11 protein-coding genes and 1 other RNA gene are annotated in these 13,503 nt (G+C 70.8%); 8 read left to right on the forward strand and 4 right to left on the reverse strand.

Going from position 1 to position 13,503, the window contains the following annotated elements:
- Positions 1 to 91 precede the first annotated feature (91 nt).
- From ACIREO_RS14415 to ACIREO_RS14425, 3 genes are read left to right on the forward strand one after another with little or no spacing between them, the layout of a single operon-like run.
- A complete protein-coding gene (locus tag ACIREO_RS14415) occupies positions 92 to 928 on the forward strand; it encodes a Nif3-like dinuclear metal center hexameric protein (protein ID WP_404108945.1) in 837 nt (278 codons plus the stop codon).
- Entirely contained in the window at positions 925 to 1,668 is a 744-nt protein-coding gene (locus tag ACIREO_RS14420) for a zinc ribbon domain-containing protein (RefSeq protein ID WP_404109965.1), read from the forward strand. Before ACIREO_RS14415 ends, ACIREO_RS14420 begins: the two co-directional genes overlap by 4 nt.
- Positions 1,668 to 2,903, forward strand: coding sequence for a bifunctional RNase H/acid phosphatase (locus ACIREO_RS14425; protein WP_404108948.1), 1,236 nt, complete (start codon positions 1,668 to 1,670; stop codon positions 2,901 to 2,903). The genes ACIREO_RS14420 and ACIREO_RS14425 overlap by 1 nt, the downstream gene beginning before the upstream one ends.
- A gap of 54 nt (positions 2,904 to 2,957) precedes the next feature.
- On the opposite strand, the gene eda is transcribed toward ACIREO_RS14425, so the two are convergent.
- Complete coding sequence (eda, locus tag ACIREO_RS14430; protein WP_404108950.1) at positions 2,958 to 3,605, reverse strand: bifunctional 4-hydroxy-2-oxoglutarate aldolase/2-dehydro-3-deoxy-phosphogluconate aldolase; 648 nt, start codon at positions 3,603 to 3,605, stop codon at positions 2,958 to 2,960.
- 70 nt (positions 3,606 to 3,675) lie between these two features.
- Positions 3,676 to 4,476 (reverse strand): peroxide stress protein YaaA, encoded by an 801-nt coding sequence (yaaA, locus tag ACIREO_RS14435; RefSeq protein ID WP_404108953.1) that lies wholly within the window; start codon positions 4,474 to 4,476, stop codon positions 3,676 to 3,678.
- A gap of 37 nt (positions 4,477 to 4,513) precedes the next feature.
- On the opposite strand from yaaA, the gene ACIREO_RS14440 reads away from it, so the two are divergent.
- The 3 genes from ACIREO_RS14440 to rnpB all read left to right on the forward strand — a co-directional run bounded on the left by ACIREO_RS14440 (position 4,514) and on the right by rnpB (position 5,675).
- Complete coding sequence (locus ACIREO_RS14440) at positions 4,514 to 4,642, forward strand: hypothetical protein (RefSeq protein WP_404108956.1); 129 nt, start codon at positions 4,514 to 4,516, stop codon at positions 4,640 to 4,642.
- Between the two features lie 81 nt (positions 4,643 to 4,723).
- Complete coding sequence (locus ACIREO_RS14445) at positions 4,724 to 5,257, forward strand: TetR/AcrR family transcriptional regulator (RefSeq protein ID WP_404108959.1); 534 nt, start codon at positions 4,724 to 4,726, stop codon at positions 5,255 to 5,257.
- Positions 5,258 to 5,275: 18 nt separating this feature from the next.
- Positions 5,276 to 5,675: RNase P RNA component class A (gene rnpB / locus ACIREO_RS14450), an RNA gene on the forward strand.
- Positions 5,676 to 5,795: 120 nt separating this feature from the next.
- Here rnpB and ACIREO_RS14455 read toward each other — a convergent pair.
- Positions 5,796 to 8,498 carry a glycoside hydrolase family 97 catalytic domain-containing protein gene (locus ACIREO_RS14455; protein ID WP_404108961.1) on the reverse strand — a complete coding sequence of 901 codons (2,703 nt, stop codon included), beginning with the start codon at positions 8,496 to 8,498 and terminating at the stop codon, positions 5,796 to 5,798.
- 568 nt (positions 8,499 to 9,066) lie between these two features.
- On the opposite strand from ACIREO_RS14455, the gene ACIREO_RS14460 reads away from it, so the two are divergent.
- Complete coding sequence (locus ACIREO_RS14460) at positions 9,067 to 11,457, forward strand: DNAJC11 domain-containing protein (protein WP_404108963.1); 2,391 nt, start codon at positions 9,067 to 9,069, stop codon at positions 11,455 to 11,457.
- A 76-nt stretch (positions 11,458 to 11,533) separates the two neighbouring features.
- On the opposite strand, the gene ACIREO_RS14465 is transcribed toward ACIREO_RS14460, so the two are convergent.
- Complete coding sequence (locus ACIREO_RS14465; protein ID WP_404108965.1) at positions 11,534 to 12,229, reverse strand: isochorismatase family protein; 696 nt, start codon at positions 12,227 to 12,229, stop codon at positions 11,534 to 11,536.
- Between the two features lie 87 nt (positions 12,230 to 12,316).
- Here ACIREO_RS14465 and argJ point away from each other — a divergent pair, with 87 nt between their 5' ends.
- Complete coding sequence (gene argJ, locus ACIREO_RS14470; RefSeq protein ID WP_404108968.1) at positions 12,317 to 13,480, forward strand: bifunctional glutamate N-acetyltransferase/amino-acid acetyltransferase ArgJ; 1,164 nt, start codon at positions 12,317 to 12,319, stop codon at positions 13,478 to 13,480.
- Positions 13,481 to 13,503: the final 23 nt, after the last annotated feature.

The following is a 13,503-nucleotide window of genomic DNA, read 5'->3' on the forward strand; positions in this document are numbered from 1 at the left end:
CCTGTAACGATTCGCCCCTGGCCGCCGGGTCCGCTCCACGGGCCCGGCGGCCAGGGGCGACGGGGCACGGCGGACAGGTAGCCTTTCCTCCGTGCCCCGTCTGTCTGAAGTCATCGCCGAGCTCGACGCCCTCTGGCCCCCCGAGCGGGCCGAAGGATGGGACGCGGTCGGCACGGTCTGCGGGGATCCCGGAGCGGAGATCGACCGGGTCCTCTTCGCCGTCGACCCCGTCCAGCGGATCGCCGACGAGGCCCGCACCCTCGGCGCCCAGCTGATCGTCACCCATCACCCGCTCTATCTGCGCGGTACGACGACGGTCGCGGCCTCCACCTTCAAGGGCCGGGTCGTCCACGGGCTGATCAAGCACGACATCGCCCTGCACGTCGCGCACACCAATGCCGACACCGCCGACCCCGGGGTCTCCGACGCCCTCGCGAGCGCCCTGGACCTGCGGGTCACCGGCCCTCTCGTGCCGGACCCCGCCGACGCCGACGGGCGCCGCGGGCTCGGCCGTATCTGCGAGCTCGACCGCCCCGAGACCCTCCGCGACTTCGCCGCCCGCGCCGCCGCCCGGCTGCCCGCCACCGCGCAGGGCGTCAGGCTGGCCGGCGACCCCGACGCGCTCGTGCGCCGGGTCGCGGTGAGCGGCGGCTCCGGTGACAGCCTCTTCGACGCCGTACGCGCAGCCGGTGTGGACGCCTTCCTCACCGCGGACCTGCGCCACCACCCGGCCTCCGAGGCCGTCCAGCACTCGCCGCTCGGCCTCGTCGATGCCGCACACTGGGCCACCGAATGGCCCTGGTGCGAGCAGGCCGCCGCGCAGCTCGACGCGATTTCCGACCGCCACGGATGGGACCTGCGGGTCCATGTCTCGAAGCAGGTCACCGACCCCTGGACCACCCACCACTCTTCTGGAGCCCCCAACTGAACGCCGCGCCCGCCGACCAGATCCGACTCCTCGAAGTCCAGGCACTCGACGTACGTCTGTCGCAGCTCTCCCACAGGGGCACGTCGCTGCCCGAGCACGCCGAGCTCGACTCGCTCAACAGCGACCTCGCGCAGCTGCGCGACCTGCTCGTCGCCTCGCAGACCGAGGAGAGCGACACCACCCGCGAGCAGACCAAGGCGGAGCAGGACGTCGACCAGGTGCGCCAGCGCGCCGTCCGCGACCAGCAGCGGCTCGACTCCGGCGCGGTCTCCTCGCCGAAGGACCTGGAGAGCCTCCAGCGCGAGATCACCTCGCTGGCCAAGCGCCAGGGCGACCTGGAGGACGTCGTCCTCGAGATCATGGAGCGCCGCGAGTCCGCCCAGGAGCGCGTCGCCGAACTCACCGAGCGCGTCAGCGCCGTACAGGCCAAGGCCGACGACGCCACCGCACGCCGGGACGCGGCCTCCAAGGAGCTCGACGCCGAGACCGCCAGCGTCGCCAAGGACCGCGAGGTCGTCGCCGGTGCCGTCCCCGCGGACCTGCTCAAGCTGTACGACAAGCTGCGCGCCCAGCAGGGCGGCGTCGGCGCGGCACGGCTCTACCAGCGCCGCTGCGAGGGCTGCCGCCTGGAGCTGAACATCACCGAGGTCAACGACGTGAAGGCCGCGTCCCCCGACACCGTGCTGCGCTGCGAGAACTGCCACCGCATCCTGGTCCGCACCTCGGAGTCGGGCCTGTAATGCCCGCTCCGCGCCGGCTGGTCGTCGAGGCGGACGGCGGCTCCCGGGGCAACCCGGGGCCCGCCGGTTACGGCGCGGCCGTGATCGACCCGGACACCGGTGAGACGCTCGCCGAGGCCGCCGAGTACATCGGTGTCGCGACGAACAACGTGGCGGAGTACAGGGGCCTGATCGCCGGCCTGACGGCGGTCAGGGAGCTCCTCCCGGACACGGACGTGCAGGTCCGTGTCCGCATGGACTCCAAACTGGTGGTCGAGCAGATGTCGGGCCGCTGGAAGATCAAGCACCCCGACATGAAGCCGCTGGCCGCGGAGGCCGCGGGTATCCTGCCCGCCTCCTCGGTCACGTACGAGTGGATCCCGCGCGAGCAGAACAAGCACGCCGACCGGCTCGCCAACGAGGCGATGGACGCCGGCAGGCAGGGCAGGCGGTGGGACCCGGCGTCCTCGACGGCCGACCTGGAGACGACGCGCACGCCGGCCCTCCCGGATCCTCCGTCCGGCCCGCCCGGCGACGCGGTGGCGGGCGCTGCGAAGGTCCGCGCCGCGATGGCCGCCGCCCGCCCGGCGGGCGCGGCCCCGCAGGTGGGCTGGGGGAGCGCACCCGACCTGGGCGCGCCCGCCACCTTCATCCTGCTGCGGCACGGCGAGACGGTGCTCACCCCGGAGAAGCGGTTCTCGGGGAGCGGCGGCAGCGACCCGGAGCTCTCGGAGACCGGCCGTCACCAGGCCGCCTGCGCCGCGGAGGCGTTCGCCGCCCGGGGCACGGTCCAGGAGATCGTGAGCTCCCCGCTGCGCCGCTGCCGTGAGACGGCACAGGCGGTGGCGGCCAGGCTCGGTCTGGAGGTCCGTATCGAGGATGGCCTGCGCGAAACGGACTTCGGGGTCTGGGAGGGGCTCACCTTCGGCGAGGTGAAGGAGCGCTACGGCTCCGACCTCACCACCTGGCTGGCGTCCCCCGACGCGGCGCCCACGGGCGGTGGCGAGAGCTTCGCGGAGGTGGCGGAGCGGGTGTCGGCGGCACGCGACCGGCTGATCGCCCGTCACGCGGGGCGTACGGCGCTCCTGGTCACGCACGTCACCCCGATCAAGACCCTGGTCCGGCTCGCGCTGGGCGCCCCGCCGGAGTCGCTGTTCCGCATGGAGCTGTCGCCGGCCTCGGTCTCGACGGTGGCCTACTACGCGGACGGGAACCCGTCACTGAGGCTGCTCAACGACACCTCGCACCTGCGTTAGTCAACGACACCCCGCACCTGCGTCGGTCAGGGCTCTCGTCCGGATCGGGCAGGCTCAGCGGCCGCCCAGCGCCGACGCCTCGGCGGCCAGCCGCTCCACGCGCGCCCAGTCCTTCGCCGCCACCGCGTCCCCGGGCACCATCCAACTGCCGCCCACGCAGCCCACGTTGGGCAGGGCCAGATACGAAGGTGCCGAGGCGAGCGAGATGCCGCCCGTCGGGCAGAACCGGGCCTGGGGGAGGGGGGACGCCAGCGCCTTGAGATAGGCGGTGCCACCCGCGGCCTCGGCGGGGAAGAACTTCATCTCCGTGATCCCGCGCTCCAGCAGCGCGACCACCTCGGACGTCGTCGAGACGCCCGGCAGGAACGGCAGGCCCGACGCCTTCATCGCGTCCAGCAGAGCGTCCGTCCAGCCGGGGCTGACCAGGAAGCGCGCTCCGGCCGCGGCGGTCTCCGTCACATGCGCCGGGGAGATCACCGTGCCGGCGCCGACCACGGCCTCGGGGACCTCCGAGGCGATCGCCCGGATCGCGTCGAGCGCGGCGGCCGTCCGCAGCGTGACCTCGATCGCGGGCAGCCCGCCCGCTACGAGCGCGCGCGCCAGCGGCACCGCGTCGGCCGCGTCCTCCAGCACGACGACGGGGACGACGGGGGCGAGGTCGAGCACGGAAGCGGACGCGGCGGCGGGCACGGAGGAGGTCATGGACTCATCCTGCCGCGAGAACCGCACGATGCGCAACGCGCGTTGCGCATGTTGCAATGCTAGCTATGGGTCAGTGGATCTCGGTGACGACCACATCGAGCGCCCACGGCCGCCCGGCCCGCTCAGGGGCCTGCGCCTCCACCACGTATCCGAGGCCACGCAGGACCTCCACCAGCTCCGCGGGCCCCTTCGGGCGGGCCCCGGCCAGCAGCAGATCGCGGACCATCCGGCCCTTCGTGGCCTTGTTGAAGTGGCTCACCACGGACCGCTTCTCCATCCCGTTCACCATCTGGGACTGGAGCACCCGCACACTCGCCGTGCGCTCCGCGACCTCGCCCGACGGCTTCCACGCCGCGGCGTACGCGGACGAGCGCAGGTCGAGGACCAGCCCCTCTCCGGCCGCCTCCGGCATGACCGACGCCATCGGGGTGCGCCAGTAGGCGTTCAGCGCTCCCAGGCCCGGCAGCCTCACCCCCATCGAGCAGCGGTACGAGGGGATCCGGTCGCCCACCCGCACCGCTCCCCACAGCCCGGAGAAGACCAGCAACGACTTCCCGGCCCGGCGCTTGGCCGCCGCGTCCAGCGTGGCCAGGCCGAGGGCGTCGTACAACACACCGGTGTAGATCTCCCCTGCGGGCCGCGTCCCGGCCGTGCGCAGCTCCGCGTTCTTCGCGATCTCGCCGCGCAGCCCCTCGCTCAGCCCGAGCACCTCCCGGGCCTTCTCCTCGTCCGCCAGCGACAGCTCGACCAGCTCGTCGAGGACCGCGGCCCGGGCCTCGGCGAGGCCCGGCAGGGACAGGGACTCCGGCTTCAGCGGTGCCCCGCGCCCCGAGGCGGCCTTACCTTCGGAGGGCGGCAACAGCACGAGCACGGGGGTTCTCCTTCATACGCGTCACAGGGCTCCGCCCATGCGGGAACCCCCGGCAAGGGTACGGGCCGGTCCGGCGACAGGCCCTCTCCCTCTCGGCGAACGACTGCGGGCCCGCCTCACCCAGGCCGACCCCGGCTCGTCGAAGGTGCTGTTCGCGCCCGAGTGAGGACGGCTTGTCCGCATCTCGTACGATCACGTCCTCGGCTGCGGGATGCGTAGCGACTCCGTACCAGGGAAGGTCTCATGCGTGACTGACCTCGCCACCGCCCCCACGGCCGGCAGGCCCCGGCAGATCATCGCCGCCGCACGCGTCCTGCTGGAGGCGGAGGGTCCCGAAGCGCTCACCATGCGCCGGCTGGCGGACCGGGTGGGCGTCAAGGCGCCGTCCCTGTACAAGCACTTCCCGGACAAGTCCTCCGTGGTGGCGGCCCTGGCCGCCGAGATGCTCCGGGAGACCGCCGGGGTCCTGGCGGCCGCCGAGGCGGCGGCTCCGGGCTCCTTCTCCGCGCTCGCCACCGCCTACCGCACCTATGCTCTGGCCCACCCGCACCTCTACCTCCTCACCATGGGCCGCAGCCTTACCGCCACAGGAGCGGCGGACGCCGCGTCGGCTCCGCTGTTCCGTGCCGCCGGTGGCGACGAGGACCGGGCCCGGGCGGCCTGGGCCTTCGCCCACGGAATGGTGGTCCTGGAGCTCAACGGCCGCTTCCCCCCGGGCGCCGACCTCTCGGCGGCCTGGGAGGCGGGCATCGCGGCCTTCACCTCCGGTCCCGCCGGGTAGCATGGTCACCACGGCAGACGAGCCGGGCGGACGGCCGCGTGAGGATCCCCGGATCCTCCCGAGGAACGTCCGGGCTCCACAGGGCAGGGTGATGGCTAACGGCCACCCGGGGTGACCCGCGGGACAGTGCCACAGAAAAAAGACCGCCGGGGACCTCGGTCCCCGGTAAGGGTGAAACGGTGGTGTAAGAGACCACCAGCGCCTGAGGCGACTCAGGCGGCTAGGTAAACCCCACCCGGAGCAAGGTCAAGAGGGAGCGCCCCGGTGCTCCTGCGCGAACGTTCGAGGGCTGCCCGCCCGAGTTCGCGGGTAGACCGCACGAGACCGGCAGCAATGCCGGTCCTAGATGGATGGCCGTCTCCCCGGCCGCCGTGAGGCGACCGGGCGACAGAACCCGGCGTACAGCCCGACTCGTCTGCCGCCACCAGCGGTTCTGCCTCTGACCGGCATGGATGGAATGCCCCCTCGCTGTCCGCGAAGGGGCACACCCACGGGCAGATCTCCACCGGCGAACAGCGCCTTCGCCGGGCCCGTCCGGTTACCGGCCGGCGGTGCCGGCGGCGATGTGCAGCCGTGCGTCGGCCCAGTCCGCGTGGTCCGAGTCGTTACCGTCGCCGCCGTCCGTCACGCGCAGGGTCAGCCGCTGCACGCCGGTGACGTCGATGTCGAAGGTATGGGCGGCGTCATCCGGACCCATGACCTCGCTGGTGCCCAGTACCTTCCCGTCGCCGACGACCTCGAAGACCACGGACCCCTTGTCCGGCGTCTCCTCGTCGATGCCGCCGTCGGCGATGAAACGGTCATACATACCGCCCAGGTCGACCGCCACCTCGGAGGGCGCGTGTGTGCCGAGCCCCTTGTCGTAGGTCCGGTCGCCGATACGCAGCGGGCCCCCGTCGCCCTTGGCCGACTCGCCGTTGGAGGTGTCCCGCTCGACCGGGCCCCAGCCGTTGCTCTCCGCCGAGAAGGGGAGATCGCTGACGTAGTCGATGCCGGGCGGTGACACGAAGACACGGGCCTGCCTCTGCAGTCTCAGTTCCGGGGCTGTTGCGCCCGCGGCCGGATCCCGATAGGTGACGGTGACCGGAATTTCCGTCCAGCCGTAGGCGGGCTGCTCCGGTACGGTGATCCGCCAGTCCGCGGTCAGCGGCTGTCCGGTGGCCAGCTCGGCCGCGGTCGCCCCCGGCCCCTCGACGCTCCAGCCCTCCGGGGCCTTCGCGCTGAGGGTGACATCGGTGACCGGACCGAACTCGTCGATCGCGAAGCTGCCGTCGAGCTTCACCTCTGTGCCCGGATCCGCCGCGGTCTGCTGCGGGTCCACCGTCAGCGTGCCCGAGGGGACATGGCGTACGGGCTCGTCGCAACCGGCCCGGCCGGGCACGGCACGGCAGACGATCGCGGCGAATCCACCGTTCTCGACGCCCGGCACCTTCAGGGTGTCGTGGCGAGTGAGCAGCCGGCTCTCCCGGACCAGACCGTCCGAGCCGTCGCGGACCACGTCGACGCGCCACTTCCCGCCGCCCAGGAAGTCCAGCGGCACCTGGTGGGTGCGAGCCGCACCTGCGGCCATCTCACCCAGGAACCATCGGGCGCCACTGCGTCGTGCGAAGCCGGCGCTCCGACCGGGCGCGCTGCCCTTCAGCAGCTTTGTCTCGTCCCAGACCGTCGGTACCTGCTCCAGGAAGCGGGTCAGTTCGGGACGGGCCCGGTACTCCGCGATGCTGCCCGCGAAGTTCTGCAGACCCGACTCGAATATGACGGACAGGGCCAGTTCCGCCGCATCGGATGTGTTGCGCTGACCGAACTGGAAACCCATCGGGGTGAAGTCCATCGACCCGACGACGTTACGGGTGAACGGCAGCGTCGCGATGTTGTCGGCCCGGACGTCGCCCTGTTCGGCGCCGTGCACCGCCTCCATCGACATCACGTGCGGCCAGGTGCGCTGGATGCCGTTCGGGATCGTGGAGCCGTGGAAGTTGACGACGAGTTCGCGCTCGGCCGTGGCCTTGAGTACGTCGTCGTACCACTGATAACGCTCACGGGTGTCGGAGTCCATGAAGTCGATCTTGAGGCCGGCGGCGCCCCACTTCTTGACCTTGTCCAGCTGCGTGTCACGCTCAGCGGCGGTGTCGAGGTCCGTCCAGGCCATCCACAGCAGGATCTTCACTCCGCGCCGTTTCGCGTAGTCCATGAGCTGCGGCATCCAGTCCGTGGTCTTCCAGCCGTCGTCGACGAGGGCGTACTGCCACCCGTGCGCCGCGGCGTGGTCCACGAACTTCTCCTGCGTCTCCAGGCTGCGCTGGGCCTCGCTGAATCCGGCCAGCCATGACCAGGCAACCTTCCCGGGTTCGATCCAGGAGGTGTCGCGGATCCGGGACGGCGGCGCCAGGTCGTCGATGAGGGTGGACTCGGTGACGGTCGCGAGATCGCCGATGACGGCGGTGCGCCACGGGGTGGTGAGCGGTCCGTCCGAGTGGACCTCCTTGTCGGCAAGCTCCACCTCGTAGCGTCCGGTGCCCTGTTCGTGCGCCAGACGGCTGCCGGAGTACCGGCCGTCGAGGTCCGACTCGGCGAGTACGACGTTCTGGTCGCCCACCTGGAAGAGCGCCGGGTAGCCGTACTCGCCGCTGCCCGCGGAGGCCGCGGTGGTCCGGTCGTAAGGCTGCTCGTGAGGGGCGGCGTAGGCGCTGAGCCAGGCAGGCGAGGAGGCCGGGGGCTGGAAGGCGGAGGCCTCGTGCTCGATGGTCACGCCGTCCTTGCCGGGCAGCACATAGCGGTAAGCCACGCCGTCGTCGGTGGCCCGGACCACCAGATCGAGGCGTACACCGCTCTTCCCCTCGAAAGCGAACCGTGACTCGTTCATGTGGACGGACCGCCGGAGCTGCTTGCCGACGGTCGTCGTGTACTTCTCGTCGACCGCCCGGCTGTCACGGTGCAGCAGGTGCAGTCCCGAGGTCAGATCCGCCTGATCCGTGACCACACCGACGGGCGCGGGTTCGAGGACCGTCCGTCCGTTCCGCCGGACGGAGAAGTCGAGCGAGCCGTCGGCCCGGTCGAGGGTGACGACTGCGGTGGGCCCGCCGCGCTGCACGGTCCATGACGTGGCCGCGGGGCCGGAATGGGGGCCGACAACGTTGTCAGGCAGTGCGCTCGCCGGGCCGGCCGCACTCAGAGTCAGTGCGGCGCTGACCGCCGCCGCCATCAGCGCCATGGGGCCGGCACGTAGGTTTCGCCGTCTCATCCAGTCCTCCGTATCGAAACCGACCAACTACCAACAGCACCGGACGACTTCGCACAGTGCTGGTGCTTGCTTACCGGTCGGAACGGAGCCTGTAAACAGACTGCACCGGATTCGGTGCACCTCGTCCTCCCCGGGGTGGGTGGGTGGTCGGGCCGTCCGCCAGTGCCGTCCGGACATAGCCGGAGGTCGAGGAGAGATTGAAACGTTCAATGACGTCAGGCGTGGCCGGGTGAGGTCGTCCGTCGAGGAGTGGCGCAGATGACTTGCCTCCGGCGCATTGCCTGAATCAAGACAACGGGCTTAGCCTGTCGCACAGTTTGAATCGAATCAACGGCACATCATCTCCGTGAGCTGTCCAGCGTTCGATGCCGGTGGAGGAGTGCGACGAGTACTGGTCAGCTGACCGGCCGACCAGTCTCTTGCCGAGCGCGTGGTGTGCGGACCGGGACACTCCGCCCGTCCACCGATGCGCGCATCAGGCCCCGTGATGCGTGCAGAGACAACCGCCGGTGCCTCGCCCACATGGCCGAGACGGGTGGCTGTTCCATCTCTCAGTCAGGAGCACCGTATGGTCACTCGTAGAACGTTCCTGTCCGGTTCGGCGGCCGCAGCGGTGGTCGGCGTCACTTCGGAGCCCGCCGCCGCGGCTCGAACACCGGCCGATGCCACGTCGGTACGTCCGATCGATCGCCGATCCGTCGTGACCCGCCATCGGGTCGTGCGCGGGAAACTCGACACACAGAGCCCGCTGCAGGTCGGCAACGGCGGGTTCGCATTCGGTGTCGACGTCACCGGGCTGCAGACGTTCGTCCCCTTCAACACCATGTCCGACTGGGGATGGCACAGCTTCCCGCTCCCGCCCGGCCAGGAGCCGTCGGACTTCCGCGGTGAGACCTGGGACACGCACGGCCGTCCCGTCGAATACCCCATCCCGAATCCGGATCAGCCCGACCTGTCGTCGTGGCTCTACGCCAGCCCGGCTCGCATCAACCTCGGGCGTATCGGTCTCGAGCTGGCCATGCCCGACGGCCGCGCCGCCGTCGCCGCCGACATCACGGGGATCCACCAGGAACTCGACCTGTGGACCGGCGTCGTCGACAGTCGGTTCGAGATCGCCGGTGACCCGGTGCACGTCCGCACCTGCTGCCACCCCGATCGCGACACGGTCGCTGTGGAAATCGACTCGCCGCTCGTCTCTGCCGAGCGGTTGGCGGTCTTTCTCGACTTCCCCTACGCCGACGAGGAGGAGTTCGCCGCGTATGTCGGCACCTACGGTGCCCCCGACGCCCACGAGACGACGGCGACGACACACGGGCACAACCACGCCGACATCACACACCGCCTGGACTCCACCGAGTACCACGCCGCTCTCGCCTGGGAAGGCCACGGGGTGTTCACCGGCCCGGGCTCCACCGCAGGAGAGCTCGTCATCCGCACTGCGCGGTACGGAACCGACGGTCATTGGGCCGACGTCACCGGCAAGCTCGCGCAACTGGTCGCGGACAATTCGCTCGTCCTCCTCGTCAGCCACCTGAAACTCGGCGACCCGGCGCCCGGCATGGCCAAGCGCCTGGTGCTCGGCTACACGTACGCGGGCCAGGACCACGACATCGTCGTACCCGACGACCAGAACCTGTCGATCGGAGCAGCGGCCGACCGGCATCGCTACCGTCTCGCCGGCGACCGCCACGCCGACCGGCTGCGGTTCACCTGCACGTTCGCGCCCACGCGGTCAGGGTCGGTTCCGACGTCGGGTGCGACCTTCGCGGCGAGCACGCGGGCCTGGCGGCAGTACTGGCTCTCCGGCGGAGCGATCGACCTCTCCGCGAGCGCCGACCCGCGCTGGAAGGAACTGGAGCGCCGTGTGGTGCTCTCCCAGTACCTGATGCGCGCGAACGAGGCGGGCTCGCTGCCGCCGCAGGAATCCGGGCTCGTCAACAACGGCTGGAACGGCAAGTTCCACATGGAGATGTACTGGTGGCACGGTGCGCACTGGGCGCTGTGGAACCGCTGGCCGATGCTCGACCGCAGCCTGGACGTCTATGAACGATTCCACCGGTCGGCGCGCGAACGCGCGGAGTCCCAGGGCTTCCGCGGAGCGCGCTGGCCGAAGTGCACGACGGCCGACGGGCGCGAGTCACCGCACGTCATCCACGCCCTGCTGATGTGGCAACAGCCGCACCCGATCTTCCTGGCCGAGATGGACTACCGGGCGCATCCCGACGAGAGCACGTTGCGGAAGTGGCGCGACATCGTCTTCGACACTGCCGACTTCCTCTCCTCCTGGGCCTTCTGGGACAAGGACGCGCGCCGCTACATCCTCGGCCCGCCGATGCACCTCGTCTCGGAGAACACCGACCCGAAGACCACGCGGAACCCGACGTTCGAGCTCGCGTACTGGCGCTTCGGCCTGCGGGTCGCGCAGCAGTGGCGTGAACGGCTCGGCCTGCGCGGCGACCCGGGGTGGCAGCGTGTCCACGACGGGCTCGCGCCGCTGCCGGTGCAGGACGGCACGTACGTCCTGCACGAAGGCGTGCAGGACATGTGGACACGGTGGAACTACGAGCACCCGGCCCTGATCGGAGCGTACGGCTGGCTGCCGGGCGACGGTGTCGACGTCCCCACGATGGCCCGCACCGCCGAGAAGGTCTTCACCGGCTGGCAGTTCGACCGGACCTGGGGATGGGACTTCCCGATGCTCGCCATGTGCGCCGCGCGGCTCGGACGCCCCGACGACGCCGTGGACTTCCTGCTGCACCCGGCCGCAGGCTTCCAGTTCGACGACGCGGGTCTGGCAACCGGCGGGCCGTTCCCGTACTTCCCGAGCAACGCCGCGCTGCTGTACGCCATCGCGTTCATGGCGGCCGGCTGGGACGGCGCACCCGACCGGCACGCGCCGGGCTTTCCGGCAGACCAGCGCTGGGCGGTGCGCTTCGAAGGACTGCACCCGGCCCTATGAGTTCAGGGGGCGAGCGATCCGAGCCCGCTGTCGTACCGACGCAGCATCGCTCGACGAACAGGGCCGGGCCCGCGTGTCAGGTGGCCCGGGGCGGCCGGAGCCGTGAGTCGATGAGGCCGAGCACGTCCGTGGTGGGCCGGACGTCGCCGAAGGAGCGGTAGACCGTCCGTAGGGTGGCGTTGTGTTCCTGGTCGCGGCCGGTGGAGTTGGCGTCGGCGACCAGGACGACCCGGTAGCCGAGTGTCCAGGCGTCGCGGGCCGAGCTCTCGCAGCACACGTTCGTGACCGTGCCGGTGATCAGAACGGTGTCGATCCCGCGCTCCTGGAGCAGCCCGGGAAGCGGGCTGCGGCCGGGGAAGAAGGCGCTGGGCGCGGACTTCTCCGTCAGCAGGTCGTCGGCACCGGTGGTGAACTCGTGCCACAGCCGGCCCCGGAGAGGTCCGCTGCCGCCGGAGTTGCGGAACATCTCGGCTGCTTCGGGACCGTGGAACTCGTCGCCGACCGGGGTCCGTTCCGTGCGCGCGGGCAGGACCCAGGCGACCGTTCCGCCGGCGGAGCGCAGGCGGTCGGCGAGCCGTTGGATGTTCGGGACGATGCCGCGGGTGTAGGGGTTGGCGTCTACGAAGAACGGCACCATGTCGATCACCACGAGTGCTGTGCGGACCGGGTCCAGACTCGTGTACGCGAAACGGCGACCCCGGCGTTCCTCATGACGCAGGTAGACCTCGTCCTCGATGTGCCAGGCATGGGTGAGGGCCTCGGTGTCCGGCATCTCGGTGCTCCTGTCAGGGCTTCGCGCGGGTCGTTCCGCGTGGTATATGTTTGCGTTAACGGGAATAAATATTCAGCATGAGGGAGTGTGTCGGTCATGGAGACCATGGTCCCGCAGGGCTTTCGCAGTGTGACGGCGAACATGGGGCTCAAGGACCTGGAGGACGACTTCGCGGCCGTGGTGTCCGAGGTGCCGGCCAGGTCGGCGGCGGTGTTCACCCGCTCGCGGTTCGCGGGCCCGAGCGTCGCGCTCAGCCGCGAGGACGCTCCCGCGCAGCGGGCCCGCGGCATGGTCGTGCTCTCCCGCAACGCCAATGTGGCGACCGGGCGCGCCGGGGCCGAACACGCCGCCGAGGTCCGACGCAGGGTCGCGTCGATCGCCGGGGTCGCACCCGGGGAACTGGTCATCGGTTCCACCGGCGTCATCGGCCGCCCCTACCCGATGGAGAGCATCAGGGCCGGTCTCGCAGCTCTGGCCTGGCCCTTCCCGGAGCTGGACGCCGCCGCGGCTGCCAGGGCCATCATGACGACCGACACCCGGCCCAAGCACATCACCGTGCGCTGCGGCGACGCCGTACTCACCGGCATCGCCAAGGGCGTCGGCATGATCGAGCCGAACATGGCCACGCTGCTCACGTTCTTCTTCACCGACGCGGACATCCCGGCCGGTGAACTCGACGCCCTCTTCCGCCGCGTCATGGACAGGACCTTCAACGCCCTGAGCATCGACACCGACACCTCCACCAGTGACACCGCCGCCGTCTTCGCCAACGGCCTCGCAGGGCCGGTGGATCTCGGCGCCTTCGAACAGGCCCTGTACGACTGCGCGCTCCACCTCGTCCGCGACATCGCCTCGGACGGCGAGGGCGCGAGCAAACTCATCGAGGTACGTGTCACCGGAGCTCGCGACGACGTCCAGGCCAAGCGCGTCGGCAAGGCGGTCGTCAACTCGCCCCTGGTCAAGACCGCCGTCCACGGAGCCGACCCGAACTGGGGCCGGGTCGCCATGGCCGTCGGAAAGCTGGAGGACGAGACCGACATCGAACCGCCGCGCGTCCGCATCCGGTTCGGCGACCTCGTGATGCACCCCGAGGAGCCGGGTGACGCGCTGCTGGCGGAGGCTGCGCGCCACCTCGCCGGCGACGAGGTGGTCATCCGTGTCGACCTCGGTATCGCCGACGGGGCGTTCACGGTCTACGGCTGCGACCTCACGGAAGGCTATGTGAAGATCAACGCCGACTACACCACCTGAGGACGGACCACTCGCCCACAGCG

Origin of the sequence: Streptomyces sp. NPDC102441, assembly GCF_044765585.1 — a bacterium.
GTDB lineage: Bacteria > Actinomycetota > Actinomycetes > Streptomycetales > Streptomycetaceae > Streptomyces.